We start from the raw sequence: 24,851 nt of genomic DNA on the forward strand, positions 1-24,851 counted from the left end.
GTCAGGACGCTTTTGTCGCCGCTGGCCCTCCGGGCGGGTATGAATATCCAGCTTATCGTCGTCGGTCTACTAACGGGTGCACTCACCGGTGCGTTCTTCGCGCTCGTTGACGTGCCGATCCCGGCGCCGCCGGAGCTGCCGGGACTGATGGGAATCGTCGGCATCTATCTCGGGTACAAGCTCGTCGAAGCTTCGGGCGTCACGCTCGACGTCCTCGAGTCGATCGGCCTCTGATACGGATTGCTGTACCGATGTCCCGGCGCAACCCCCCACGGGTCGCGGTTACGCCGGTACTGACGGACAGTAAACCGTATGAGGCAGCCACCCACCTCAGGGAGCGACGTCCAGCCCCGTGGCGAACTCGCGGGCTCGCTCCCGGATCGCCGCGGCGTCGGCGACGACGACCTCGTCGTCGCGCTGAAGGACCTCGCCGTCGACCATCGTGAACCGGACGTCGTCGCCGTGGGCGGCGAAAACCAGGTGTGAGAGCACGTCGTGGATCGGCGTCCCGCGCGTGACGTCGGTCTCGAGACCGATGATGTCGGCCTTCCATCCCTTACGGAGCTTCCCGACGCGTTCGAAGCCGGCGGCCTCGGCGCCGTTCGTCGTCGCCATCTCGAACACCGTTCTCGCCGGGAGTGCCTGGGGCTCGAGCCGATCGACCTTCTGAAGCAGCGAGGCCTGGCGCATCTCGGTGAACGGGTCGAGCGTGTTGTTACAGGGCGGGCCATCGTTGCCGAGGGCGACGGTAATTCCCCGGTCGAGGTAGTCGAGTACCGGGGCGACGCCGCTGGCCAGTTTCATGTTCGAGGACGGGCAGTAAGTGACGTTGGTGCCGGTCTCGGCGAGCACCTCCCGCTCGCTCTCGTCGGTCCAGACGCAGTGGGCTAACACGACGTCCTCGCCCGTGAGCCCGACCTCGTCGAGCCAGTGGATGTTCCGCATTCCCGTCTCTTTCTCGACGGTCTCGATCTCGCCGCGGTTCTCGCTCGCGTGGGTGTGGATCCGCACCCCGTCGTAGGCGTCGGCGAGCTCCCTCGAGCCGCGGAGACACGCCTCCGTACAGCTCACGGCAAAGCGCGGCGTGACGGCGTAGCGGATGCGCCCGTTCGCAGCTCCGTGGTACCGCTCGATGAGTCGCTTGCTCTCGGCTAAGGCCTCGTCGGTGTCCTCGAGCAAGCCTTCCGGCGCCTCCTGGTCCATCATGACCTTGCCGAGGCGCCCTCGAACTCCCAGCTCCCGGGCGGCCTCGAACGCCTCCTCGGCGTGGGCGACCGAGAGGTGATCGATGCAGGTCGTCGTCCCGCTCTCGATCAGCTCGAGGTAGCCCAACTCGGCAGCGACGCGCATCCCCTCGGCCGAGAGTTCGGCCTCCATTGGAAGGACGTACTCGAAGAGCCAGTCGAGCAACTCGGTGTCGTCGGCGATGCCCCGACCGAGGCTCTGGACGGAGTGGACGTGGGCGCCGACCGTCCCTGGGGCGAGCACGTCGTAAGTGAGTCGTTCGTGATCCGGATGCGTCTCGAGACAGTCTGACCGTTTCCCGACGGCGACGATTTCGTCGTCCTCGACGACGACCGCGCCGTCCTCGATCACGGTATCGGCGTCGGCGACGACGGTTCCCGACAGCAACATACCCTCTTCCGGTAGCCGACGAAGCGGTTTAGCTCTGTGGATTCCGTGCGTTCGCCGGGCGTCAGGGCCGGATCTTCAGCGACGCCACCGAGAGCCCCCACAGGAGACAGATGAAGGCTGCGAACGTCACGTAGGCGACGCCGAAAAACCAGATGAGCAACGGGATGTAATCGAGTAGCAGATAGCCGGCGACGACGAGTATCGGAACGAGAACGGCGTTCACTCGGACGAATCGTTCGAGTCCCATCTATCCGGCAGAAACGCGAGCGGACACATAGCGCTGCTGGTCTCGGTCGGCGCTCGTGTCGGCGAGTGAAAATTTCGGCCGCAAGTCAGTAGCTGCGCACCTTCGGCTCGTAGGTCTTCTCGCCCTCGAGGATGACGGGCCGGTAGAAGATGTTCGGATCGCCGTCCTCCCAGGAGATCAGCGTGTGCTTGAGCCAGTTCTCGTCGTCGCGCTCCTGGTTCTCCTGGCGCCAGTGAGCGCCTCGGAACTCGTTTCGCACGAGCGCACCCAGCGCGATTGTCTCGGCGACGTCGATCAGGTTGCGCGTCTCGTAGGTCTGCTGGAGGTCGGTGTTGAAGGTGCGGGAGGGGTCGTCGACGTAGACGTCCTGGTACTCCTCGCGACACTCCCGGATGACCCGCAGCGCCTTCCGGATACCCTCGTCAGTGCGGAAGACGTTGACGTAGTCGGTCATCGCTTTCTGGAGTTTCGCACGGATCTGGGCGTGCTGGACGCCGTCGTCCTTGTCCATTAGGTGATCGACACGGGTGCGCTCGGCCTCGACAGCGCGCTCGATGAGTCCGTCCGTTTCGGTCGCGACGCCGCTTCCGTCGGCGGCGACGCCGCCGGCAGTGTCGAGCCCGGCCGAACCGGGCTGGACGGGCAGTTCGGTCTCGGTCTCGTCCTCGACATCGGGGCCGTAGCCGGTTTCGATCTCGGCCGTTCCGAGGTCGTCGCCGGCGGCGTGGCGACCCGCGCGCTTGCCGAAGACGATCAGTTCGGGCAGTGCGTTCCCGCCGAGTCGGTTCCCGCCGTGAACGGAGACGCAGGCGGACTCGCCGGCCGCGTAGAGTCCGTTGATGCAGGTCTGTCCGTTCTCGTCGACGTCGATACCGCCCATCGCGTAGTGCTGGCCGGGTTTGACCGGCATCGGCTCGACGAGGCCGTCGACACCCTCGAAGTCCTCCGCAAGGTGCAGGATGTTCTCGAGGCGGTCGAGGATGCGCTCCTCGCCGAGGTGGCGCATGTCGAGGTGGACGTACTCGTCGTTGACGCCCCGCCCCTCGTTGACCTCGGTGAGTTCGGCGCGGGCGACGACGTCCCGCGAGGCGAGCTCGCCGGAGTTGTTCGCGTACCCGTACTCGAACATGAACCGTTCGCCCTTCGCGTTGTAGAGGATTCCACCCTCCCCGCGGACACCCTCACTGATGAGGACGCCCGTCGAGGGCAGCGACGTTGGATGGAACTGGATGAACTCCATGTCCTCGAGCGGCGCGCCCGCGCGGTAGGCCATTGCGTGGCCGTCCCCGGTACAGGAGACGGCGTTGGTCGTGTGGTCGAACGCCTGTCCCGGACCGCCGGTCGCGAGGATGACCCCGCCGTTGGCCTTGAACCCCTCGACGTTGCCGGACTGGACGTCGTAGGCGACGACGCCGTGACACTCCCGGTCGTTCGGGTCGGCCGCGTCGTCGGTGACGAGGTTCATCACGTACCACTCGTCGTACACCTGAATGCCGCGTTTGACGACCTGCTCGTACATGACGTGCAGCAGGTGGTGGCCGGTCTCCGCGCCGGCGTAGGTCGTCCGCGGGAACGAGAGGCCGCCGAACGGCCGCTGGGAAACCCGACCGTCGTCCTCGCGCGAGAAGGGCATCCCCCAGTGCTCGAGCTGGATCGTCTCCTCGGGAGCGTCCTGAGCCAGCGTCTCGGCCGCGGGGGCGTCGGCCAGGTAGTCCGACCCCTTCATCGTGTCGTAGGCGTGGAGCTCCCAGTCGTCGCCCTCGCGGAGGGCGGCGTTGATCCCGCCCTCGGCCGCGCCGGTGTGGCTGCGGACCGGGTGGAGTTTCGAGACGATCGCCGTGTCGGCGCCCGCCTCGTGCGCTGCGATTGCCGCCCGGAGGCCGGCGCCGCCGGCGCCGACCACGATAACGTCGTGTTCGTACATATTACCAGAACTTCAGGTTTTTCTTCACCGCTTCCCGTTTGAGCTCCTGAATGTGCTCGGTCAGGGGGATATCTTTCGGACACACCTCGGTACAGGAGAACTGGGTCTGGCAGCGCCAGACGCCGTGTTCCTGTTCGACGATACGGAGGCGGTGCTCCTTGATCTCCTCGTCCTCGCGTTCGTCCATCGCGAACCGGTAGGCCTTGTTGATCGCCGCGGGGCCCAGATACTCGTTGTCGCCGGCCGCGATGTTACACGAGGACATACACGCCGCACACCAGATACACCGCGTCGACATCTTCACTTTCTCGCGGTTCTCGCGGGACTGGCGTTGCTCCTCTAGGTCGCCGTCCGGGAGCTCTTCCTGCTGGAAGTAGGGCTCGACGGCGTGCATCTGGTCGTAAAAGTGGTCCATGTCGACGACCAGGTCCTTGACGACCTCCTGGTGGGGGAGGGGTTCGATCCGAACCGGCTGCTTGAGCTCCGAGATCTGGGTCTTGCAGCCCAGCTGCTGTTTCCCGTTGACGAAGAAGGCGTCGGAGCCACAGACGGCCTGGCGACAGGAGTGACGGAACGTAAGCGAGGAGTCGAACTCGTCGCGGGCGTACATCACCGCGTCGAGGACGGTCATCCCCTTCTCGAAGGGGACGTAGAAGTCATCGAAGCGGGGCTCCTGCTTGCCCTCGACCTCGGGGTCGTATCGGAACACCTTGAGGTGGACCGTCTCCCCCTCAAGGTCGGACTCGTCGACGGCTTCCTCCTGAGCGAGTCCCTGCTCTTTCTCCTTGAGTCGCTCCTGCTGTGGCGACTCGGTGCCCCGCATCTCGGGGTCTTCCGGTGCTTCCTGGGATTCGGGTTCTTGCGGTTGTTCTTGTTGTGTACTCATGTTAGGTCCACCCCGCCATGGCGACTGCGACCCAGATACCCTGGGCGATGAGTGCGATCCCGGCGAGCGACAACACGGCGAGCACGACCTTCTTTTGCGTGCCTTCGAGCCCCTGGTTGACCAGGGCGTTGTAGACGCCGTTGAGGCCGTGGAACGCCCCTGCGATCAGGAACAACACCATCGTCAGGAAGTACCCGACGTTCTCCATTCGGGCCTGCGTCCCTGCAAATGTTACGTCTGCAGCGTGGTTGACGAAGTGGAGCTGAAAGAAGTGAAACGCCAGCACGACGATTAGAAACGCCGCGGTGATGCGCTGGAGGAGCCACCCGGTGCCGCCACGACTGAACGAGGAGTACTGTTCCGCCATCAGATCGTCACCCCGTCCATGAACGTCGGCACGCTCGCGATAGTGATGATACCGGTTAGCACCAGCGAGGCGTAGAAACTCTTGTCCTGGGCCGAGAGGCCGATGCCGAGGTCGACCATCAGCAGCCGAAGCCCGTTCAGGATGTGAAAGACGGCGACCGCCAGCAGTCCGACCTCGAGTACGCGGATAATGAACAGCGACTCGAGACCCTGAATCGTCGTCGTGTACACGTCCGTTTCCTGTTGGATCGCCGCCGGGTCGCCGGCCGCTGCACCGATGGCCGTACTCAGCACGGCGATGTGGGTAAACAGGTAGCCGATCAGCATCCACCCGGTGAACTTGTGGAAGATCCACGCCCACATTCCGGCCGAGAACTCCTTCCAGCGACCGAAGTCCTCGATGAGACCGCGATTGTAAGACTGACTCATACGCTCGTGTGGACCGTTTGACCGTGTGCGTATAGAAGTTACCTTTATCGCCTGGTTTACCGGATTCCATACTCCGATCTCCGAACCGCGGTCAGCAACGACTCACATCGGGAGCTGGGACTGCGGGCCGGTTCTGGATCCCGTCCGGTCGTTCTCCAGGGCCGTTCGGGTATCGGACTCGAGGCCGACCAGATGACAGAGCGGGTTCCCCGGGTAGACGACGGGGTTCTCGAGGACGCCGACGATTAACCCCGTAAACGGGGCCTCGACGGTGACGATGTCCTCTTTTTCCTTGAACGGGTTCGTGATGGTACAGATCACGTCGCCCTCCTCGACGAGCGAGCCCCGGCCGTGTTTCATATCGACGATTCCGCCGGCGTCGGCCCGGAGCCAGGTCTTCTCGTCGTCGCTGTCGATGACGGTGCGCCAGCCCGGCCAGTGGACGGCCGCACCCGGATGGAGACCGAACTCCGCGAACACGCTGGCGACGCCGGTGAGCGCGCGGTCGATCAACCGTCGCTGGAACCGGTGGGCCTCGCCCATCTCGATCGTGACGGTCGGAACGCCGGCGTCGGTCGCCTCGCGGCGCAGGGTCCCGGACGGCCCCTGGCCCGCGATGATGACGTGGGAGCTGAACGCGCTCGCGACCCGGGCGGCGCCGGAGTCGTCCATGTTCGCCCGGGCATGGAGCATGTTCGTCCGCCCCCGCGTCGAGGTGTGAAAGTCGATCCCCAGGTCACAGGGTTCGATGAAGTTCGTGAAGATCCGGTGGGCCATCCGCCTCGCGCTGGTCGACCCCTCCCGACCGGGGAACGACCGGTTGAGGTCTCGATCGTAGATCGGCAGGTACCGCTCCTGGGCCAGGAATCCGGGCACGTTCATCACGGGCAGACAGACCAGCGTGCCGTGGAGGTCGGTATGATCCCAGTCGTGGGCTACCTCGCGGACGACCTCGATCCCGTTGAGTTCGTCCCCGTGTGCGGCCGCCGAGAGAAACACCGTCGGCCCCGGCTGCTCCCCGTTGATGATCGTGACGGGGATCCGAACGGGATCGCCGAGGTACGTCTCGCTGATACCGTACCGGATGTTCGCCGACTCGCCGGGATCGACCCGACCGCCGTCGTAGGTGAAGACGTCGTCGTCGATCGGCGGCGAGTCGGACGACCCGCTCGAGTCGTCGGCCGCGTCGTTACCGCTCATAGTTGCCCCTGGGCCGGAACCCACCTGAATCTTTGTTTGCCGTCCCGGGACCACACCACGACGTGCCCGCAGTCATTCGTCCGGCCCGGTCGTCCAGGTAGCGTAAGACAGTTGAAATTCAGGGCATAGATTTTGTATCCCCGACTTGTACGGTACGCGCATGGAGATTCGCGAAGCGACCGACGCCGACGCCGACACGATCCGTTCGATCGCCCACGACTCGCTCTCGTCGACCTACACGGACTTTCTCGGAGCGGAGACGATCGACAGCGCCGTCGATCAGTGGTATGGCGAGGAGTTCGCCGACGATATCGCCGACGATCACTCGCTGATCCTGGTTATCGAACGCGACGGCGAGGTCATCGGCTTCTCTCACAGCGAACTGGTCGGCCAGCAGTACAGCAACGGCCAGCTACTGTGGCTCCACATCGACCCCGACGCCCGCGGCGACGGGATCGGCGTTCGGCTGCTCGTTCGCACCCGCGAGAAGCTCCTCGATGACGGCGCCGACCAGGTCCAGTGTTTCGTTCTCGAGGACAACGAGGGCGGCAACACGTTCTACGCGGACCACGGCTTCGAACAGGCCGACCAGCGCGAGGTCGAGATCGGCGAGGAGACGTTCACCGAGAACATCTACGTCGAAAGCGAGATGGAAAGCGGCGACGAGTGGACCGCAATCGACGAACTCGAGGTCGACGACAAGACGGTGTACGTCAGCTACGGCGACGCCGACCGAGGTTCGAAGGCGCCGTTCTACGGCGCCTACGAAAGCGAGGACCAGTCCGACCGCTACGGCTGGCTCTGTGGCAACTGCGATTCGATCGACAACGCGATGGACACGATGGGCCGCATCGAGTGTAACGCCTGTGGCAACCGTCGCAAGCCGACCCGCTGGGACTCCTCGTACCTGTAGCGAACCGCCACAGTTTCTTCGACCCGTCGATCCGGCTCGTTTCGATCCGTTCGAACACCGTGAGAGAGCCGCGTGCTCGAGTAGGCCGTCCCTACCCGCCGGAGCCGCGGTCGTGGATTGTCGGCGTCGATTCCGCTCACGCAGTTGTCGTCACCTTACAGAAGTTGTCCCTGCATTACAATCCCCTCCTCGCTGGAGGTATCCGACGAGTCGCGGTTTCGCTCCCGACGCCGTAGCCCGGCGTTCGGCGATCGCGACGGGGACGACGCATGAACAGGCAGGACCACATCGTTCGCGGATTCAAGGCGACGCTGGTCGCGCGGGCGATATACATGATCTCGAGCGCGCTGTTGATGCTCGTGCTGGCGCGGTTTCTCCTCGATCCGGACGGTTACGGCGCGCTGTACTGGGCGATCGGCGTGCTGGCGGTGATCCAGCTGGTCGCGGATCTCGGCCTCGGGAAGTCGGCCGCGCGGTACTTCTCGGAGTACAGCGAGCGCGATCCGGGGCAGATCCCGCACCTGATCCGGACGACGCTGGCGCTGAAGCTCGGCCTGCTCGCGGTCGTCACGACCGCCCTGTTGGTCGGCCACGAGTGGCTCGCGGCCGCGCTCGGCGACCCCGGTGCCGCCCCCTTCCTCGCCGCAGGAGCGCTGTACATCGTCGCCTTCTCGTTCAGTACCAGCTCCCAGATCGCCTTGCAGGGGTTCAATCACCTCGGCTACAGCGCCGCGATCCAGGCGATCAGCGGCGCCGCGCGGCTGCTCTTCGCGGTCGCGTTCGTGGTACTTGGAATGGGCGCGCTCGGGGCACTGTTCGGCTACATCGTCGGCTACGCGCTCTCAGCCGCAGTCGGGCTGACGATCCTGTACCTCGAGTACTACACCCGGTACGAGCCCGCCGAGGAGTACGAGCCCGGGCTCGCCCGTCGCCTCGCCGAGTACAGCGTTCCGCTGACCGCGACCCGGAGCGCAAACGTGATCGACAAGCGCATCGACGTCGTCCTCGTCGGGATCTTCCTGACGCCCGCCGCCGTCGCGTTCTACCAGCTGGGCAAGCAGATCGCCGATTTCCTGCTCGCGCCGGCCGAATCGCTCGGATTCACGATCTCGCCGAACTTCGGCGAACAGAAGGCGACCGGCCAGCTCGAGAGCGCGCGTCGGATCTACGAGACGTCGCTGACGAACGTCCTCCTGCTGTACGTTCCCGCGACGGTCGGGCTCGTCATCGTCGCGGACCCGTTCGTGACGATGGTGTTCGGCGCCGACTACGCGGGCGCGGTTCCAGTCCTGCAGATCCTCGCGGGCTTCGTTATCCTGCAGGCGATCACGAACCTGACCAGTGACAGCCTGGATTACCTCGGCCGGGCCCGCTCGCGCGCGATCGCAAAGGGAACGACGTCGGTGGCGAACTTCGGGCTCAACCTCGTTCTCATCCCCACCTTCGGGGTCGTCGGTGCCGCCGCGGCGACCGTCGTGACCCACACCGTCTACGTCTCGGTCAACCTCTACATCGTCCACAGCGAGCTCTCCTTGCGGCTTGAGTCCCTCGCACGGACCCTCGGTCGGATCTGTGCGATCACGGGCGTGATGGCCGTTGCCGTATTGCTCGTGACGCCGCTGATTTCGAACCTTATTATGCTGTTCGTCGCGATCGGACTCGGCGTCGCTATCTGGTGGGTGCTCGCGGTGACGGTGGGGATGATCGACGTCCAGAAAGTCCGGTCGGTCATCACGTAGCGGAACGAGCGTCGTTCGGTGGCTTGCCATCGCTCATGAACGCTTATCAATACCGTTCGTCTCTATACTGTATGACCGTTTCCGATTCCGTCACTGTCGGCGTACTGAGCCTGCACACCAGCAAGGAGACCAAAGCGATACTCAACGCGACCGAGGAGCTGGGCCACGACACCGAGTGGCTCCGCACGGAGAACACCGCGGTCAGCGTCGCCGACGGGAGCGCCACGCTCGAGCCGTCGGTCGACGTGATCGCCAACCGGATGCTGCTGTCGAACACCGAACAGCCCTGCGAGGAACTCGGGCTGGCGAGCGCGCTCTCGGGACTGGTTCCGATGCTCAACGGTCCCCAGTCGGTGCTGACGGCGATCCACAAGATGTCGACCGCGACGACGCTCGCGGCCGACGACGTCCGGGTTCCTGACGTAACTCTCGCGCTGGGCAACGCGAAACTCAACGAGTCCCGCTCGCGCTACGGCGAGGAGGCCGTCTACAAGACGGCGATCGGTACCCACGGCGGCGGGACCTGGAAGGTCGGCCGCGACGACCCGATCAACGCGAAGGTCGGCAACCGCTACGCCTTCCTGCAGGAACTCATCGATCGCGAGGACGAACGCCACCGCGACGTCCGAGTCTACGTCGTCGGTGGCGAGATCATCGGCGCGATGTACCGCTACGCTCCCGACAACGACTGGCGTACGAACGTCGCCCTCGGCGGCGCCGTCGAGAACGCGACCGACGACCTTCCCGAGGAGGCTCGCGACATGGCCAGACGCGCCAGCGACGCTATCGGCCTCGACTACGCCGGCGTCGACCTCGTCGAGGGCGACGAGGGCTGGTTCGTCCTCGAGGTCAATCCGACGGCCGGGTTCAAGGGGCTGTACGAGGCGACCCAGGTCAGCCCCGCACCCTACATCGCCAAGCTCGCGATCGAACGCGCTGGCGGCGAGGTCGACGACGAACGGGTCAGGGAGCTCTCGGCGGTGCTCGACGACTCCCAGCCCTCGGCCAAGCCGCCCGAGGCGTCGACGTTCGGCGGGGAGTCCGCGGTGATCGGCTACACCGAGGAGGTCGTCCTGTCGGGAACCAGCGGCTCGAAGACGGTGCTCGCGAAGTCCGACACGGGCGCAACCCGAACCAGTATCGACACCTCGCTCGCGGCCGACATCGGCGCCGGGCCGATCAAGTCGATCACACGGGTCAAGTCGGGTAGCAGCAAGACGTCCAAGAGCCGACCCGTCGTCGACGTCGTCGTCGGCGTCGGCGGTAATCAGCACACCGTCACCGCGAGCGTCGAGGACCGCAGCCACATGGATTACCCCGTCCTGCTGGGCCGGGATATCCTCGAGAACTACCAGGTCGACGTCAGCCGGCGGATCGACCGCGACGCGGCCGACAAGCCGGAAGAAGAGGAGTAGGCTGTCCCGGGAGCGACGATTCGAACGGTCCGATCGCACCACAACGCGTCGATCGACGGCTTCCCCGTGACTGGTATGCGAGACCGAAACCCCACGCGGAGCCCCGCCGCGAGTCATCGCCGCCGACGGCAACCGCGGTCCGGTCGTTCTCGAGAAACCGACCCCGATGAGCCCGTCGAACGCCCCCGTTAGCGGCAGGTACAACGACTGTGGGATTGGTACACAGGGCCCCTGCCGACGAGAAAAGTTCGCAAATCCGAAAGATCGGTTGGGTGGGAGCGAAGAGTTCCTTATCAGATTAGGTAATCTTAATACGCGAAAGCCACAAACACACAACGATGACAAGGTCCAACCAGGAGTGGTGGCCGAACCGGTTGAACGTGGAACTCCTCGACCAGAACGCCTGTGAAGTAGGTCCAGTGGACGAGGACTTCGACTACGCAGAGGCGTTCGAGGAGCTCGACTACGAGGAGCTGAAGTCAGACATCGAGGCCGTCATGACCGACTCCCAGGAGTGGTGGCCGGCCGACTACGGCCACTACGGGCCGCTGTTCATTCGAATGGCCTGGCACAGCGCTGGCACGTACCGTATCAAGGACGGCCGCGGCGGTGCATCCGGTGGTCGACAGCGCTTCGCCCCGCTCAACAGCTGGCCTGACAACGCGAACCTCGACAAGGCTCGTCGCGTGCTCTGGCCGGTCAAACAGAAGTACGGCCGGAAGCTCTCGTGGGGCGACCTGATCGTCCTGGCCGGAAACGTCGCCCTCGAGTCGATGGGGTTCGAGACGTACGGCTTCGGCGCCGGACGCGAGGACGAGTACCGACCCGACGAGGCCGTCGACTGGGGCCCCGAGGACGAGTGGGAAGCCTCCGAGCGCTTCGACGAGGACGGCGAGCTCCAGGGTAACCTCGCCGCCACCGTGATGGGGCTGATCTACGTGAACCCCGAGGGTCCCGACGGCGAGCCCGATCCGGAGAAGTCGGCGGAGCGGATCCGGGAGTCGTTCGGCCAGATGGCGATGGACGACGAGGAGACGGCCGCGCTCATCGCCGGCGGCCACACCTTCGGGAAGGTCCACGGTGCCGACGACCCTGACGAACACGTCGGTCCCGAGCCCGAGGCGGCTCCGATCGACCAGCAGGGGCTGGGCTGGGAGAGCAGCCACGGCTCCGGCAAGGGCGCCGATACGATCACCAGCGGGATCGAGGGTCCGTGGAACACCACGCCGACCCAGTGGGACACGAGCTACATCGACAACCTCCTCGAGTACCAGTGGTGGCCCGAGCGAGGTCCCGGCGGCGCCTGGCAGTGGACCACGCAGGACGGCGAACTCGACGACGCCGCACCGGGCGCCGAGGATCCCGAAGAGAAAGAAGACGTGATGATGCTAACGACCGACATCGCGCTCAAACGGGATCCCGACTACCGTGAGATAATCGAGCGCTTCCAGGACAACCCCGACGAGTTCCAGGACGCGTTCGCGCGGGCCTGGTTCAAACTGATCCATCGCGACATGGGGCCCAAAGAGCGGTACCTCGGTCCGGAAGTTCCGGACGAGGAGCTGATGTGGCAGGATCCGATCCCGGACGCTGACTACGAGCTGATCGACGAAGACGACGCCGACGAACTCAAAGCGGAGCTCCTCGACACGGAGCTGTCGATCTCCCAACTGGCCAAGACCGCCTGGGCGTCGGCCTCGACGTACCGCTACGGCGACAAGCGCGGCGGCGCGAACGGTGCCCGAATCCGCCTCGAGCCCCAGCGGAGCTGGGAGGCCAACGAGCCCGACCAGCTCGAGACCGTGCTCTCGACGCTCGAGGAGGTCCAGGAGGAGTTCAACGGCTCGCGATCCGACGACGTTCGGGTCTCGCTGGCCGACCTTATCGTCCTGGGCGGCAACGCGGCCGTCGAGCAGGCGGCAGCTGACGCCGGCTACGACGTCGACGTGCCGTTCGAGCCGGGCCGTACCGACGCCTCCCAGGAACAGACTGACGTCGACTCCTTCGAGGCGCTCAAACCCTCCGCGGACGGGTTCCGGAACTACTACAGCGACGAGGCCTCCCAGTCCCAGGAGGAGCTGCTGGTCGACAGGGCCGACCTGCTGAACCTGACGGCACCCGAGATGACGGTGCTCGTCGGCGGCCTGCGCGCGCTGGGCGCCACCTACCAGGACTCCGACCTCGGCGTCCTCACCGACCAGCCGGAGACGCTGACCAACGACTTCTTCGTGAACCTGCTCGACATGGACTACGAGTGGGAAGCGTCCGACGGCTCCCAGGACATCATGGGCTGGGAGGCGACCGCGGACTCCGACGGCGACCAGATCGACCAGGTGTTCGATCTCCGCGACCGCGAGACGGGCGAGGTCGAGTGGACGGCAACCCGTGCGGACCTCGTCTTCGGTTCGAACGCCCGGCTTCGAGCCGTCGCGGACGTCTACGCGTCCGAGGACAGCGAGGAAAAGTTCGTACAGGACTTCGTCGAGGCCTGGAGCAAGGTCATGAAGCTCGACCGCTTCGACCTCGAGTAACCGCCCGCTGCTTCGATTCGCCGCCGCTTTTTGCGCCGTTCCGCCGATCGTCCCGACTACTCGTTCTCGAGCCCGTGGCGAACGACCAGTTCGTCGTCGGTGATTTCGTCGAGCTGTCCCCGCTCGAGCGGGCGGTCGTCGTCGTCGCGCTCGAGCCAGTTCAGTTTCGCCTTGAGCCGATCGGTCAGTCCTGGCTCGGGATCGACGTACGCGACCCCACCTTCGACGTCGGTGACGATCCCGACTTGCTCGCCGCGTTCGTCGACGACGTCCTTCCCCCGGTCGTCCTCGGAGAGTTCGGCCATGCCGTCGGCAGCCGTCGCCTCGTACTCCGTGGCGTCGACGAACTCCCCCTCGAGGACGTCCCTGTCGACGACTGCGGAGTCGAGTAGCTCTGTGTCCTCGAGCGAAAATCGCCGTCGGATCCGCTCGTCGACCCGTTCCTCGGCGGTTCGGTGCTCGAACAGCTCGCTCCGAACGAGGGGACCCGCCGTGTGCTCGCTTCGGAGAAGCTTTCGGTCGACGATCTCGTCGACGCTTGCGTCCGAACTCAGGACGTCGCCGTCGAGGATCGCCCGACGGACGGAGTCGAGTAGGGCGTTCCCGTCAATCCGTGCGTCGTCGTCGCGCTCGCCGTCACCGTCGGCCACGCGGCTCTCGACGGTGTACCGTTCGACCTCCTCGATCGTCTCGAGCCGGGATTCGTCCGCCGTCACCTCGACGACGTCGTCGCCGACGAACTCGGTGTCGACGACCGTTCGATCCAGCAGCTCGGAGCCGACAAGCTCCCGGTCGACGATCTCGGTGTCGACGACCTCGCTCTCGAGCGCGTCGCGCTCGACGGTCCGCGTCTCGGCACCCTCGCGAGCGCGGACTTCGGTCGTCACCGTCCCGCCTCGCCGAAGTTCGTCCTCGAGGTCGCTCCGATCGCGGGCGGCCCGCTCGAGCGCCGTCTCGCGGTCGACGAGATCGAACTCGCCCAGCCCCTCGCCCGTCGGCTCGTCGCCGCGGTAGACGAAGACCAGATCCTCGTCTCCGAACCGCTCGAGGAACTCCTCCCAGGTGTAGGTTTCGCGGTCCGCGCCGAGGTCGTCTCGACGGGCGAACGAGTAGCCGCTCCCTTCGTCGGCGTGAACCGTTACGGGAACGGCGTTGCGGGTCTCGGCCCACTCCCGGATCCGCTCGGGGTCGGTCGTTATTCGGCGTCGATCCGGCTCACTGGGGGGCGTATCGTCTCTCATACCGACGTTCGCGACCGGCTACCGCTTCAGACCGTTGCCGGCGCCTGCTACTCCGCCTCGTACTCCGCCCAGATGTACCGCGTCGCGACGCTACGGTGTGGACGCCACGTCTCGGCGATCTCGCGCATCTCCGCGCGGGTGAGCTCCTCGCCGTCGTCGGCGTACAGGTTCTCGATACCACGTCGGACCGCAAGATCGCCGAGTGGGAGGATGTCGGGGCGATCGAGGACGAACAGGAGGTACATCCGGGCAGTCCAGTCGCCGATGCCCTTGATCTCGGTGAGCACGTCGACCACCTCCTCGTTGGTGTGGTCAGCCAGGCCGGATCGCGTGTAGTCGTTCGCCCGAAAGGCCTCGGCCGCGTTGCGGACGTACTCGATCTTGCTCCGGGAGAGCCCGGCCTCGTACAGCGCGTCCTCGTCGGCGGCCAGGACGGTTTCGGGCGTCACCTCGCCGTCGAGTACGTCGAACACGCGCTCGCGGATCGCCGCCGCGCTGGCGGTCGACACCTGCTGGTTGATGATCGAAATACAGAGTCGCTCGTACTCGGTCCAGTCCGGCTCCTCGTAGGGATCGTGTCGCTCGACGAGCTCCGCCATCACGGGATCCTGACGGAGGACGGATTCAGCCTCTTCTCTCATGTGGTGTGTCCAGCGAAGGTACAGGACCCTGAACCCATATGTATCGCGCTTGCGCGGGGCCGACACGGGCCTCACAGCAACGGAGGCTCACTCGAGGTGGTGGTAGTCGAGTTCGTACCCTTCCTCGAGTGCCTCCCGGACCGACTCGCTCGGCTCACCGACGCCACGTCGCCGGATCGAGAACCCGCCGTCGTCGACCGAGACGACGAGGTTCGCCTGCCAGTCCGACGCCGCCTCCGGGTAGTCGGTTCGGTAGTGAGCGCCGCGGGACTCGGTCCGCTCGAGCGCTGTCCGGAGCAACACCTCGGCGGCGGTGAGGCTGACGGAGAGGTCGACGGCGTACTCGAACGACCGCGAGGTCCGGTCGCCGTCGACCCGGAGGTCGGCCGTTCGCGCACGCAGTTCGTCGAGCCGTTCGAGTCCCTCTCGGAGCCCTGCCTCGTCGCGGAGGATTCCGGCGTGTTCCCACAGGAGTTCGCCGAGTTCCTCGAGCAGCGCCTCCGGCGTGTGCTCGCCGTCGGCGGCCGAGAGCGTTTCGAGCGCGCGGAATTCGCGCTCGGCGAGCGCGCGCTGTCCGTCCTCGACGGCCGGATCGCGGTCGTCTGGAGCCACCGCGTTCGCGACGTGTTCGCCGACGAGCTTTCCGATCGCGACGGTCTCGGCCAGCGAGTTCCCGCCGAGGCGGTTCGCACCGTGGACCCCCGCGACGGCCTCGCCGACGGCGTACAGCCCCCCGACGCCGGTTTCGCCGGTCTGGAAGTCGATGTCGACGCCACCCATCGTGTAGTGGGCCGTCGGCGCGACCTCCATCGGCTCCTCGGTGATGTCGACGCCGAGCGACTCGAAGCGCTCGACCATCGACGGGAGTCGGTCGCGAACGTAGTCGTCGTCCCGATGGGAGATATCGAGGTAGACGCCGCCGTTCTCGGTTCCCCGTCCCTCACGGACCTCCCGGGCGATCGCCCTGGCGACGACGTCGCGGGCGTCGAGTTCCATCTGATCGGGCGAGTACCGTTCCATGAACCGCCCGCCCTCCGCGTTGTAGAGCCGACCTCCCTCGCCGCGAACCGCCTCGGTCACCAGGCGGCCGTCCCACTCCTCGCCGTAGCGCTCGCCGACCATCCCGGTCGGATGGAACTGGACGAACTCCGCGTCGAGCAGCCGGGCGCCGGCCTCGAGCGCAAGCGCCTGGGCGTCGCCGTTGTTCTCGTCGTCTCGCGAGGAGTGACGGTTGTACAGGGCCGAAAAGCCGCCCGCGGCGAGGACGACGTGCTCGCTCCGGAAGAGCAGGCCGCGACCGGTCTCCATATCGAAGCCGACGGCTCCTGAGACCCGCCGGCCGTCCGAGAGCAGCCGCGTGATCATTACGTTCTCCCGGTAGGGGATCTCGAGTTCCTGTGCTCGGTCGATCAGTGTCCCAAGCATCGCCTCGCCCGTGCGGTCGCCGACGAAACAGGTGCGCCGGTACGACTGGGCGCCGAAGTAGCGCTGGTTGATCTTCCCGTCGTCGGTGCGGTCGAACGGCATCCCCCACTCCTCGAGTTCGTGGATCCGATCGGGCATCTCTCGAGCGGTGAGTTCGACGGCCTCGGGATCGTTCAGGTGATGGCCCTCGTTCAGCGTGTCCGCCGCGTGGATCGCCCAGTCGTCCTCGGGATCGAGCGAGCCAAGCGCGGCGTTGACGCCGCCGGCCGCCCACGTCGTGTGTGCGTCGCCGTGGTCGCGCTTGCCGATCACCAGCGGCTCAACGCCCGCTTCGGCGAGCGAGATCGCGACGCGCGCCCCCGCCGCTCCGGCGCCGACGACAAGCACCGGCGTCGTGACGACGTCGTACTCGAGCCCGCTGGCTGCGGCGTCGGTGCCGCCATCGATACGGTTCTCGACGCCCGCGACGTCGGTCGCGACCGTCGACTCGCCGTCGTCACCGCTGGGTGTTCGTCCCATATGTAACTCTGAGTGCCGAGCGGATTTAGGGACCGCCCCAAACGATGCAATGGCTGTTTTCGCGACCCTGAGGTGGTTTTACGGCGGTATTTGGTCGCCACCTAGTTCAGTCGACGGCCGGACGTTTACGGGGGGCGTTCCCGTACCCGGTATTGAATGCAACCGGTCGTTCATCTCGCCGTCGGCTACCTCTGTTATGCGGCGTACACGCGCTGGAGCCGCGACGAAGCGCCTGCAGAGCTTCCCGCGCTCGTCGCCATCTTCGGCGCGGCGCTACCTGATCTGGTCGATCACCCGCTCCACGCCGCAGGCGTGACCCCGGTGGGCCGGACGTTCATGCACTCGTTAGTTTTCGCCCTCCCCGTCATCGCCGCCGTCTGGCTCGTGATGCGACGTCGCGAGCGCGAGATTCTCGGCGTTGCCTTCGCGATCGGCTACCTTTCCCACATCGCGACCGACGTCCCGTGGCACCTGTTCTGGGGCGACTTCCACGAACTCGGCTTTCTCCTCTGGCCGATCACGTACATGCCCGCATACTCCGGGGTCAAACCGCTCGGGACGGTCCCCGTCCTCGGCGTCGAGGCGACGACGCTGTGGCTCGAGGCCGTCATCCTCGTCGCGGGAATCGCGCTCTGGCGGGCCGACGACTATCCGGGGACGGCACCGATTCGGCGGCTGTTCGGCCGATCGTGATAGAAGATGGGGTTCAGGGCTGGCGGCGCATAACACCCCGCTACTGTCGATAGTCCGTGACTCCCTCGAGAATCACTGCTCCACCGAACAGTCCGAGAGTAACCGCCAGCGCGAACAGGCGGGGGATCTCCTCGAGCACAGACGAGACGGCAATCCCGCCGACACTGACAACCACCACGATCACTAGGGCTCCAGGCAGGTGGTGTCGCCGGAAGGCCTGATCGGCTGATCGGCCGAGCGCCGTCCGCTCGACGGCGAGCCATAGTATACCGACAACGACGGCACTCCCAAGAAGACCCGCGACTAGCTGTGCCGAGAGCCATGTTGATGCGTCGAGTCCGATCTCCGCGACGATTACGGCGAGAAGAACGACGGATATCCCGTACTTGATAAGTGGGTGTTTCCGCAATGAAGTTCGAGCCCCGTCGCTGAGATCGTCGGCCATTACCACACGCTCAACCTGTAGGTACAAAAACACTGGAAGTCGATAGCGACACAGCCTCGGTAGTCAACGCTGCTGTCAGACACACGCGAGAGCCGAACTGGTGCAGTCGAGTCGTGGGAGCGACGTACTGCGTCCCCGTGAGGCGATAGCTTCCATAGTCGATTGTCACTGCTCCGATACAGCAGTGTGAGAGATGGCGTCACGGGAAACAGCCGTGTCTAGATTTCTCCGGTGAGTGCGGCTGCACTGCATGGAGATGGGGCGCTCCGGTGTGGTTCGAGTCCACGACTCGCCTTCGCCAGCGGTAAGCGGAGCCAATCCCCGACAAAGACGGGTAACTGGCATCACTCGCCGGCACTGAGTGTGAAGGCGACGACTGAATCCGGTAGAACGGTGCTAGTACGGACGCGGATCAGTCGTCCATTTCGACGACGTAGCCGTCTCGAGAGATGGAGATTGATGCCCGCGGGTCAGTCGATTGGTCGCCGAGGTACTGAGCGGACTCGATCCCGACCGCGTCAAACGGATAGAGGGATCCGTCCGCCGACGTCCGGATACAGTCGAAACGACTCTTGAAGATTTGGTCGATCCTCATTCGAACTTTCATAGCTATCTTGTATTTGGCTCCTACTTGTGAAGAGTATTACGAGAAGTGTGTGAACACGTGGTGAAAGACCTGAACCCACAGGTACCGACGATCGGCGGGTCGCTTCACGAAGCACGTTCAAGATGCTTGAACGCCGCCTGAAACCAGCCCTAACCGGCACTACCGTTCGAAAATCGGGCTCAACGAATCAGACCCGGCAGCAGAAGAACCGCGTCCCCAGCTACCCGTATTCTCGCCGAACCCCTCGAGGTCCTCACTGCTCCTCTGTTCGGGCAGCCGGATACGAGGACCAGTACGAGCTTCGGACAGTGACGAGCTGGAGCAATAGTTTTCTCTACCGAATCCGTCTCTGAGAACGGATGCAAAGCGACGACGACACGTATCTCGACTACTACCTGAGTCGACGGTGGCTCCGGGATCGGCTAGTCGTCCTCGCCCTCGTTTTCGTCAGCGTCTTCGTCGTCCAGTGGCTTGGCATCGGACTTCCGGATCTCGGTCCGTTCTCGGAGGCGCCGCGAGGACCCGCGGTCCTCCTCGTCACCGTGCTCGTCACAGCGATGTGGGTCGTCCTCGCCGTCGTCGGTGCGATCGGACTGCTTCGCTGGCTCCGAGACTGAACCTCACTCGCCGAGCTCGTCCGCATCGGGCGTTTCGGGTTCGACGCCCGCGAGCCGCATCGCGTTACCCGTCACGCCGAGGCTCATTCCCATGTCGCCGATGACGACCGCGTGGATCACGGTCACGATCCCGAACGGCGCACCTGCGGCGAGAACGGCCTTCACCGCGAGACTCGACCAGACGTTCTGGCGGATGACGCCGTTTGCCTTCCTCGAGAGCGTGTAGAGATAGGGCAGGCGGGTGAGGTCGTCGCCCATCAGCGCGACGTCGGCCGTCTCGAGGGCGGTGTCGGTTCCTGCGGCGCCCATCGCGATTCCGACCTCCGCGGTCGCCAGCGCGGGCGCGTCGTTGATGCCGTCGCCGACCATAGCGACGCGGTTTTCGCCGTGTCCGCTTTCGAGGGTTCGAATCAGCTCGAGTTTCTCGTCGGGTAGCAGTTCGGCGTGGTACTCCTCGATCCCGACCTCGCCGGCGATCGCTCGGGCGGTTCCCTCGTTGTCGCCGGTGAGCATCACGACGCGGATGCCCTGTTCTTGCAGCCGGGAGACGGTCCAGGCGGCGGTCGGACGCACGCGGTCGGCGACGCCGATCACGCCGATCGGTCCCTCGTCCGTGCCGACGACCACGACGGTCTTCCCTTCGGCCTGGAGGTCGGGAACGATGTCGCCGAGGACGTCCAGACAGCCCTCGCGGTCGCACTGCGAGTCCGCGTCGGCCTCGTACCCCATCGATTCGAGGACGACCCCGCCGTCGGTCGCGTGGGCGTGCTCGAGGTCGGTCAGCCCCTCGAAGAGGTCTGGCTTGCCGACGTAGTGAGTGGTGCCGTCGACGTCGGCGCGGACGCCCTTCCCGGTGAGCGCTTCGAAATCTGAGACGTCGGACGCGTCCGGCTCGAGCCCCCGCTCCTCGGCGTAGCCGACGATCGCCTGCCCGATCGGGTGTTCGCTTCGATGCTCCGCGGCACCGGCTCGGCGAAGGAGCTCGTCCTCGCTGGCGCCCTCGAGCGGAACGACGTCGGTCACCGAGAGCTCGCCCGTCGTCAGCGTTCCGGTCTTATCGACCGCGAGGACGTCGCTCTCGCCGACGGCCTCAAGGTGGCGCCCGCCCTTGATCAACACGCCGTTTTTCGCGGCGCTGGTGATCCCCGAGACGACGCTGACAGGGGTCGAGATCACCAGCGCGCAGGGACAGGAGATCACGAGCAGCGTCAGACCGACGATAAACCAGTAGCTCCAGGAGGCGCCGAACGCGAGCGGCGGAACCACCGCGGCCGCGACCGCGAGGGCCACGACGATCGGCGTGTAGACGCTCGCAAAGCGGTCGATGAACTGCTCGCGCTCGGTCTTCTCACGCTCGGCGTCCTCGACCATACGGACGATCCGGGCGATCGTCGACTCGTCGGCCTCGCTCTCGACCTCGACCTCGAGGTAGCCCGACTCGAGGATCGTCCCGGCGTAGACCTCGTCGCCCGGTTCCTTGTCCGCGGGGACGCTCTCACCGGTGATCGGCGACTGATCGACCGCGCTGGCTCCCTCCACGGCAACGCCGTCGGCCGGGACCTTCTCGCCGGGCCGGACGACGACGCGGTCGCCGACCGCGAGCTCGTCGGCCGGAACTGTCTCCTCGGAGCCGTCCTCGCGGCGAACCGTGGCAGTATCGGGCGAGAGCTCCATTAGCTCCCGCAGCGAGTCCCGGGCGCGGTCCATCGAGAACCGCTCGAGGAGCTCCGCGATCGAGAACAGCACCGCGAGCAGTGCCCCCTCCTTGGGGTGGTGGGCGGCGACCGAGGCGACGATCCCGGCGCTCATCAGGAAGTCGATGTCCAGGCTCCGATTTCGCGCCGAGTAGTACCCATTTCGGAGGATGGGAACGCCGGCGACAGTCGCGGCCGTGATGAAGAGGACGTGGGAGAGTTCGTACGAGCGGCCCGCGAGCGTTCCGAGAGTCGGATCGAGCGCGGGCAGGACGAACTCGAGGACCAGCCCGACCGCGACGAGGACGGCACCGATTCCCGTCCCGACGGCTCGACGGCTCCGCCAGACGGCGGTTGACTCGGCCATCGCTCCGTCTTCGTCGGCGATCGGCGTCGCCTCATAACCGGCGGACCCGATCGCCTCGATGACGGTCTCGGCGTCGGTTTCATCGCCAGTCGAGACGGTGACGCGACCCGTTGCGGGCCGGGTCTCGACCCCGTTGACGTCCTCGAGGTCGGCCAGCGCGTGCTCGACTTTCGTCGCGCAGGTGGGACAGTCCATCTCCGGGACCGAAAACGTGCGCTCCGCGGCTGCGGACTCAATGGTGTAGCCGGCCGCGCGGACGCGCTCGCGGATCGCCGCCTCGTCGGTTCGGGTGGGGTCGTACTCGACGACGAGGCGGCCACTGGTCACGCGGGGGTCGATCTCGCCGATCCCCTCGAGGCGTTCGACGCTGTTTCGCACCTTCTTCGCACAGGAGGGACAGTCCATCCCGGGAACCCGTAGCTCGAGGGTGCGACTCGAGCCGGTCGGGGCGACGTCGTCGGTCATCACCTACTCGTAACCGGTCGACCGGGATACGGGTTATTTGGCGTGCGCCAACTTCCTCAGAGCGTCCCCTCCGAACCGGGCGCCGCCAGCGCCTCGACGGAGTCCTCGTCGACGAACGCGGTCGCGAGGGCGGCTTCGGCCCGACGAAGCCGATAGGACAGCGTCGAGCGCGGCACGTCGAGCTTCTCGGCAAGCTCCGAGAGTTCGATCCGGCGGGGCGTCTCGTAGTAACCCCGCTCGACGGCTGCCCGGAGCGCCTCGCGTTGCTCGGTCGGTAGCGAGTCGTCGTCGGCGTCGTCGCGGCGGTCCGGATCGAGCTCCGTCAGTCGTAGCATCTCCATCCCCGTACACTCGCCGACCTCCTCGCCCAGGGCGTCGAAGAAGTCGTGGATCGGCGCGTCACTGGCCAGGACGATCCGCCAGCGGTATCGGCGTCCTTCGCGGTAGGTTTCGAACAGGAGTCCGTCCCCGAGGTGGTCGAGTGCGACGTGGGGGACCGACGTGCAGGCGTCGGTGCGATCCCAGTAGGTGTAGACGACGAGCTCGCTGCTCGAGCGATCGAGGATCTGCGTCTCGCAGTCGGCGCCACAGTCGTTCTTGACGAGACAGTCCGCAAAGTACTCCGCGTTCGCGTAGGCGTCCTCGAGCGCTTCCAGCGCCTCCCGAGGGCCGTCGGCGTGGTCGACCCGCCAGAGGCTATCCTCCGTGGCATGGTACGACAGCGATCTGATCGACGCGTCCGGGTACTCGGCGAGCACATCGGCGACCGGATTCGTCCCCGGGTCGTACTCGAGGGCGAAGACGAATTCTCTCATGCCCGTCCTACGGGTGCACGCGAAAAAGGGTTCCCGGTCGCTCGCGTAGTCCGGGTAGTGAACTCGGCTGTGACGCGGTGGTTTCGTGGGTTGTGGCAGTTCTACCTCTCGTACACGAAGACGGGAGTACACGCGGCCGCAACCGCGGGACTGGCGATCTTTGGGTTGTTGATGTTCGTCGACGACGTGTTCGTCGTACCCGCGATCGCTTCCTACGTCCTTCCGCCCGTGATCCTCTACGTCCTCGCGGACAAACCGGCCGCTGAGTACGTCCGAGACGAGCGTTCGGCGGATGCAGAAAAGCGCTCGGCGAACGCGGACGAGAGCGCAGCGGAAGCGACGTCGGCTCGAGACGCCCCGAGGCTCGCCGAGGAAACGACCACGGACGGCGGAGCGAGCGAGGCAGATGACATTACGGGCACCGACGAAAGCCAGTCGGCCGACGAGTCCGGGAACGGCGATACTGATTTGGATCGAGACGACGGCGATACCGACTCGGACAGCGACGACGGAGATACTGATTCGGACGGCGACGACGGTGACACGGACTTCGACAGCGACGACGGTGATACCGATTCGGATAGCGATGACGGCGACACAGACTCGGACAGTGACGACGGTGACACTGACTCCGACAGTGATAACTGAGACATCCCCGCCAACCGTCCGAAACCGCCGCCTCAGTCCGGCGAGGCGGCGACGAAGCTTCCGTTTTCCTCGAACTCGAGCGGGGCCGGCTCGCTCACGACTCGGAGGTCCTCGCGTTCGCGCGCGGCCTCGATCAGCGGTGCCGAGGCGTAACACCGCTTCAGGCGCATCGTATCGGTCACCCTGAGAACGCGAGCCTCCTCGCCCGGAACGGGACCGATCGTTCCGAGGGTCGCGATCAGTCCGGCCCGATCGGTCTCGACCACGGGCGGGAGCCGTACCCCACGCACCGTACTGGCGGTGATCGCGTTGATCAGCGACTTCGACCAGTCCAGACCCGCAAGCACGTCGCGGTGGGCGAAGTCGGCCTGACCCATCCCCATCGCGTTCCCCTTCGTCTTCCCGGTGAATCCGCGGACGAAGATGCGCTTGATCTCGGCCGTCTCGGGTTCGGGTTCGTTGATCGTGAAGTGGCGCCGCCCCGTTACGTTGGTGTCCATCCCCTGCCCGCTGACGTCCTTGCCCAGCTGATCGACGACGAGGGCGTCCAGCTCCGCGAAAGGGAGTTTCGGCATGAGCTCCCAGGCCAACTCGAGCAGCTCCGCTTCGCGCTCAAGAAAGCCCGACGGCGGGACGCCCTCGATGTGTGTCGTCTCGTCGTGTTGGTCCTCGACGATCGCTACGCCGCCGGCGACGGGCAGCGACTCGAGAAGCCGGTCGGTGATCTCGGGCAACATGTTCCGCAGGCTCCAGTCGACGGCCCAGTCGTGGGCCATCTTTGCGCCCCGCTGTTTCCCCATCCCGATGACGAGCATCTTCGAGAGCCCGCTCTCGACGTCCCCGCCGAAGTCAGTGTGGGGTTTGATGCGGTTCACCGGAACGATCGCGTCGGCCTCGACGGCGTAGGCGTCCGCGTACACCGGGACCTCCCGCTCGGGCGTCTCGCCGATCGTGACGACGTCCATCGTGGCGCGGATCTCGCAGCCGATCGCCTCCTCCGTGACGCCGAGGGTTGCGAGCTTCTCGCGCTGGCCCTCCGCGGTCGCCCCGCCGTGGCTGCCCATCGCCGGGAAGACGAACGGCTCGTACCCTCGTTCCCGTAACCCGTCGACGACGCCGCCGACGATCTCCGGGAGGTTGGCGATGCCGCGGCTTCCGGCGCCGACGGCGACCTCGCCGCCCGGGGGAACGTCCTCGAGCTCGAGGTCCCCGACCGCCGCAGCGGCCTCGTCGGCGACGGATTCGGGCGCGATCGGCTCGGTCTCCCAGCGCTGCTCGAGGACGCCCATCTCCGGGAGCGCGACGTCCCCGCAGGCGGTCCGGACCGTCGACTCCGATACCGTGAGATCATCGATCATGCACGAACAGTGCGGGGAGAGTGAGAAAAAC

At 65.8% G+C, this 24,851-nt stretch carries 22 protein-coding genes; 8 read left to right on the forward strand and 14 right to left on the reverse strand.

What is annotated here, in order from left to right; all coding sequences use genetic code 11:
* Positions 1-39: 39 nt before the first annotated feature.
* The gene (locus QA600_RS20010) at positions 40-234 is read left to right on the forward strand and encodes a DUF1427 family protein (RefSeq protein ID WP_278293693.1); all 195 of its coding nucleotides are present in this window, start codon (positions 40-42) and stop codon (positions 232-234) included.
* A 96-nt stretch (positions 235-330) separates the two neighbouring features.
* On the opposite strand, the gene QA600_RS20015 is transcribed toward QA600_RS20010, so the two are convergent.
* The 7 genes from QA600_RS20015 to QA600_RS20045 form a co-directional block, all read right to left on the reverse strand.
* Entirely contained in the window at positions 331-1,635 is a 1,305-nt protein-coding gene (locus tag QA600_RS20015; protein ID WP_278293694.1) for a 5'-deoxyadenosine deaminase, read from the reverse strand.
* Positions 1,636-1,696: 61 nt separating this feature from the next.
* On the reverse strand, positions 1,697-1,882 hold the full coding sequence (locus tag QA600_RS20020; RefSeq protein ID WP_005556033.1) for a hypothetical protein: 186 nt from the start codon (positions 1,880-1,882) through the stop codon (positions 1,697-1,699).
* A gap of 85 nt (positions 1,883-1,967) precedes the next feature.
* Positions 1,968-3,806, reverse strand: coding sequence for an FAD-binding protein (locus QA600_RS20025; RefSeq protein ID WP_278293695.1), 1,839 nt, complete (start codon positions 3,804-3,806; stop codon positions 1,968-1,970).
* A 1-nt stretch (position 3,807) separates the two neighbouring features.
* The gene (locus tag QA600_RS20030) at positions 3,808-4,692 is read right to left on the reverse strand and encodes a succinate dehydrogenase/fumarate reductase iron-sulfur subunit (RefSeq protein ID WP_278293696.1); all 885 of its coding nucleotides are present in this window, start codon (positions 4,690-4,692) and stop codon (positions 3,808-3,810) included.
* A 1-nt stretch (position 4,693) separates the two neighbouring features.
* Positions 4,694-5,059: a succinate dehydrogenase gene (locus QA600_RS20035; protein WP_278293697.1), complete on the reverse strand. Its 366-nt coding sequence runs from the start codon at positions 5,057-5,059 to the stop codon at positions 4,694-4,696.
* The gene (gene sdhC / locus QA600_RS20040) at positions 5,059-5,487 is read right to left on the reverse strand and encodes a succinate dehydrogenase, cytochrome b556 subunit (protein ID WP_278293698.1); all 429 of its coding nucleotides are present in this window, start codon (positions 5,485-5,487) and stop codon (positions 5,059-5,061) included. The genes QA600_RS20035 and sdhC overlap by 1 nt, the downstream gene beginning before the upstream one ends.
* A 102-nt stretch (positions 5,488-5,589) precedes the next feature.
* Positions 5,590-6,687 carry a succinylglutamate desuccinylase/aspartoacylase family protein gene (locus tag QA600_RS20045; RefSeq protein WP_278293699.1) on the reverse strand — a complete coding sequence of 366 codons (1,098 nt, stop codon included), beginning with the start codon at positions 6,685-6,687 and terminating at the stop codon, positions 5,590-5,592.
* 160 nt (positions 6,688-6,847) lie between these two features.
* Here QA600_RS20045 and QA600_RS20050 point away from each other — a divergent pair, with 160 nt between their 5' ends.
* From QA600_RS20050 to katG, 4 genes are all read left to right on the forward strand, one after another.
* Complete coding sequence (locus tag QA600_RS20050; RefSeq protein WP_278293700.1) at positions 6,848-7,600, forward strand: GNAT family N-acetyltransferase; 753 nt, start codon at positions 6,848-6,850, stop codon at positions 7,598-7,600.
* Positions 7,601-7,869: 269 nt separating this feature from the next.
* Complete coding sequence (locus QA600_RS20055) at positions 7,870-9,339, forward strand: polysaccharide biosynthesis C-terminal domain-containing protein (RefSeq protein ID WP_278293701.1); 1,470 nt, start codon at positions 7,870-7,872, stop codon at positions 9,337-9,339.
* Between the two features lie 71 nt (positions 9,340-9,410).
* On the forward strand, positions 9,411-10,754 hold the full coding sequence (locus QA600_RS20060; RefSeq protein WP_278293702.1) for a RimK family alpha-L-glutamate ligase: 1,344 nt from the start codon (positions 9,411-9,413) through the stop codon (positions 10,752-10,754).
* 338 nt (positions 10,755-11,092) lie between these two features.
* Complete coding sequence (gene katG, locus QA600_RS20065) at positions 11,093-13,285, forward strand: catalase/peroxidase HPI (RefSeq protein WP_278293703.1); 2,193 nt, start codon at positions 11,093-11,095, stop codon at positions 13,283-13,285.
* 56 nt (positions 13,286-13,341) lie between these two features.
* On the opposite strand, the gene QA600_RS20070 is transcribed toward katG, so the two are convergent.
* The 3 genes from QA600_RS20070 to QA600_RS20080 form a co-directional block, all read right to left on the reverse strand.
* Positions 13,342-14,526, reverse strand: a complete 1,185-nt coding sequence (locus QA600_RS20070; RefSeq protein WP_278293704.1) for a hypothetical protein — start codon at positions 14,524-14,526, stop codon at positions 13,342-13,344.
* Between the two features lie 47 nt (positions 14,527-14,573).
* On the reverse strand, positions 14,574-15,167 hold the full coding sequence (locus QA600_RS20075) for a DNA-3-methyladenine glycosylase 2 family protein (RefSeq protein ID WP_278293705.1): 594 nt from the start codon (positions 15,165-15,167) through the stop codon (positions 14,574-14,576).
* 87 nt (positions 15,168-15,254) lie between these two features.
* A complete protein-coding gene (locus QA600_RS20080) occupies positions 15,255-17,111 on the reverse strand; it encodes an FAD-dependent oxidoreductase (protein ID WP_278293706.1) in 1,857 nt (618 codons plus the stop codon).
* A 156-nt stretch (positions 17,112-17,267) separates the two neighbouring features.
* Here QA600_RS20080 and QA600_RS20085 point away from each other — a divergent pair, with 156 nt between their 5' ends.
* Complete coding sequence (locus QA600_RS20085; protein ID WP_278293707.1) at positions 17,268-17,804, forward strand: metal-dependent hydrolase; 537 nt, start codon at positions 17,268-17,270, stop codon at positions 17,802-17,804.
* 40 nt (positions 17,805-17,844) lie between these two features.
* Here QA600_RS20085 and QA600_RS20090 read toward each other — a convergent pair whose 3' ends face one another.
* Positions 17,845-18,249: a hypothetical protein gene (locus QA600_RS20090; RefSeq protein WP_278293708.1), complete on the reverse strand. Its 405-nt coding sequence runs from the start codon at positions 18,247-18,249 to the stop codon at positions 17,845-17,847.
* Between the two features lie 966 nt (positions 18,250-19,215).
* Here QA600_RS20090 and QA600_RS20095 point away from each other — a divergent pair.
* Positions 19,216-19,473 carry a hypothetical protein gene (locus QA600_RS20095; RefSeq protein WP_278293709.1) on the forward strand — a complete coding sequence of 86 codons (258 nt, stop codon included), beginning with the start codon at positions 19,216-19,218 and terminating at the stop codon, positions 19,471-19,473.
* A gap of 3 nt (positions 19,474-19,476) precedes the next feature.
* On the opposite strand, the gene QA600_RS20100 is transcribed toward QA600_RS20095, so the two are convergent.
* Positions 19,477-21,999, reverse strand: coding sequence for a heavy metal translocating P-type ATPase (locus tag QA600_RS20100; protein ID WP_278293710.1), 2,523 nt, complete (start codon positions 21,997-21,999; stop codon positions 19,477-19,479).
* A gap of 56 nt (positions 22,000-22,055) precedes the next feature.
* Positions 22,056-22,814, reverse strand: coding sequence for a helix-turn-helix domain-containing protein (locus QA600_RS20105; protein WP_278293711.1), 759 nt, complete (start codon positions 22,812-22,814; stop codon positions 22,056-22,058).
* A gap of 57 nt (positions 22,815-22,871) precedes the next feature.
* On the opposite strand from QA600_RS20105, the gene QA600_RS20110 reads away from it, so the two are divergent.
* The gene (locus QA600_RS20110; RefSeq protein ID WP_278293712.1) at positions 22,872-23,462 is read left to right on the forward strand and encodes a hypothetical protein; all 591 of its coding nucleotides are present in this window, start codon (positions 22,872-22,874) and stop codon (positions 23,460-23,462) included.
* Positions 23,463-23,494: 32 nt separating this feature from the next.
* On the opposite strand, the gene QA600_RS20115 is transcribed toward QA600_RS20110, so the two are convergent.
* On the reverse strand, positions 23,495-24,820 hold the full coding sequence (locus QA600_RS20115) for a DUF362 domain-containing protein (RefSeq protein WP_278293713.1): 1,326 nt from the start codon (positions 24,818-24,820) through the stop codon (positions 23,495-23,497).
* Positions 24,821-24,851: the final 31 nt, after the last annotated feature.

The organism is Natronococcus sp. A-GB1, assembly GCF_029688845.1.
Classification (GTDB): Archaea; Halobacteriota; Halobacteria; order Halobacteriales; family Natrialbaceae; genus Natronococcus.

Excerpts from the sequence above, each read along its gene's own strand:
- QA600_RS20035 (WP_278293697.1), bottom strand. The coding sequence starts at position 5,059 with ATGGCGGAACAGTACTCCTCGTTCAGTCGTGGCGGCACCGGGTGGCTC.
- QA600_RS20050 (WP_278293700.1), top strand. The coding sequence starts at position 6,848 with ATGGAGATTCGCGAAGCGACCGACGCCGACGCCGACACGATCCGTTCG.
- QA600_RS20025 (WP_278293695.1), bottom strand. The coding sequence starts at position 3,806 with ATGTACGAACACGACGTTATCGTGGTCGGCGCCGGCGGCGCCGGCCTC.
- QA600_RS20045 (WP_278293699.1), bottom strand. The coding sequence starts at position 6,687 with ATGAGCGGTAACGACGCGGCCGACGACTCGAGCGGGTCGTCCGACTCG.
- QA600_RS20080 (WP_278293706.1), bottom strand. The coding sequence starts at position 17,111 with ATGGGACGAACACCCAGCGGTGACGACGGCGAGTCGACGGTCGCGACC.
- QA600_RS20095 (WP_278293709.1), top strand. The coding sequence starts at position 19,216 with ATGCAAAGCGACGACGACACGTATCTCGACTACTACCTGAGTCGACGG.
- QA600_RS20020 (WP_005556033.1), bottom strand. The coding sequence starts at position 1,882 with ATGGGACTCGAACGATTCGTCCGAGTGAACGCCGTTCTCGTTCCGATA.
- QA600_RS20060 (WP_278293702.1), top strand. The coding sequence starts at position 9,411 with ATGACCGTTTCCGATTCCGTCACTGTCGGCGTACTGAGCCTGCACACC.
- QA600_RS20055 (WP_278293701.1), top strand. The coding sequence starts at position 7,870 with ATGAACAGGCAGGACCACATCGTTCGCGGATTCAAGGCGACGCTGGTC.
- katG (WP_278293703.1), top strand. The coding sequence starts at position 11,093 with ATGACAAGGTCCAACCAGGAGTGGTGGCCGAACCGGTTGAACGTGGAA.
- QA600_RS20105 (WP_278293711.1), bottom strand. The coding sequence starts at position 22,814 with ATGAGAGAATTCGTCTTCGCCCTCGAGTACGACCCGGGGACGAATCCG.
- QA600_RS20085 (WP_278293707.1), top strand. The coding sequence starts at position 17,268 with ATGCAACCGGTCGTTCATCTCGCCGTCGGCTACCTCTGTTATGCGGCG.
- sdhC (WP_278293698.1), bottom strand. The coding sequence starts at position 5,487 with ATGAGTCAGTCTTACAATCGCGGTCTCATCGAGGACTTCGGTCGCTGG.
- QA600_RS20075 (WP_278293705.1), bottom strand. The coding sequence starts at position 15,167 with ATGAGAGAAGAGGCTGAATCCGTCCTCCGTCAGGATCCCGTGATGGCG.
- QA600_RS20010 (WP_278293693.1), top strand. The coding sequence starts at position 40 with ATGAATATCCAGCTTATCGTCGTCGGTCTACTAACGGGTGCACTCACC.
- QA600_RS20030 (WP_278293696.1), bottom strand. The coding sequence starts at position 4,692 with ATGAGTACACAACAAGAACAACCGCAAGAACCCGAATCCCAGGAAGCA.
- QA600_RS20070 (WP_278293704.1), bottom strand. The coding sequence starts at position 14,526 with ATGAGAGACGATACGCCCCCCAGTGAGCCGGATCGACGCCGAATAACG.
- QA600_RS20115 (WP_278293713.1), bottom strand. The coding sequence starts at position 24,820 with ATGATCGATGATCTCACGGTATCGGAGTCGACGGTCCGGACCGCCTGC.
- QA600_RS20090 (WP_278293708.1), bottom strand. The coding sequence starts at position 18,249 with ATGGCCGACGATCTCAGCGACGGGGCTCGAACTTCATTGCGGAAACAC.
- QA600_RS20100 (WP_278293710.1), bottom strand. The coding sequence starts at position 21,999 with ATGACCGACGACGTCGCCCCGACCGGCTCGAGTCGCACCCTCGAGCTA.
- QA600_RS20015 (WP_278293694.1), bottom strand. The coding sequence starts at position 1,635 with ATGTTGCTGTCGGGAACCGTCGTCGCCGACGCCGATACCGTGATCGAG.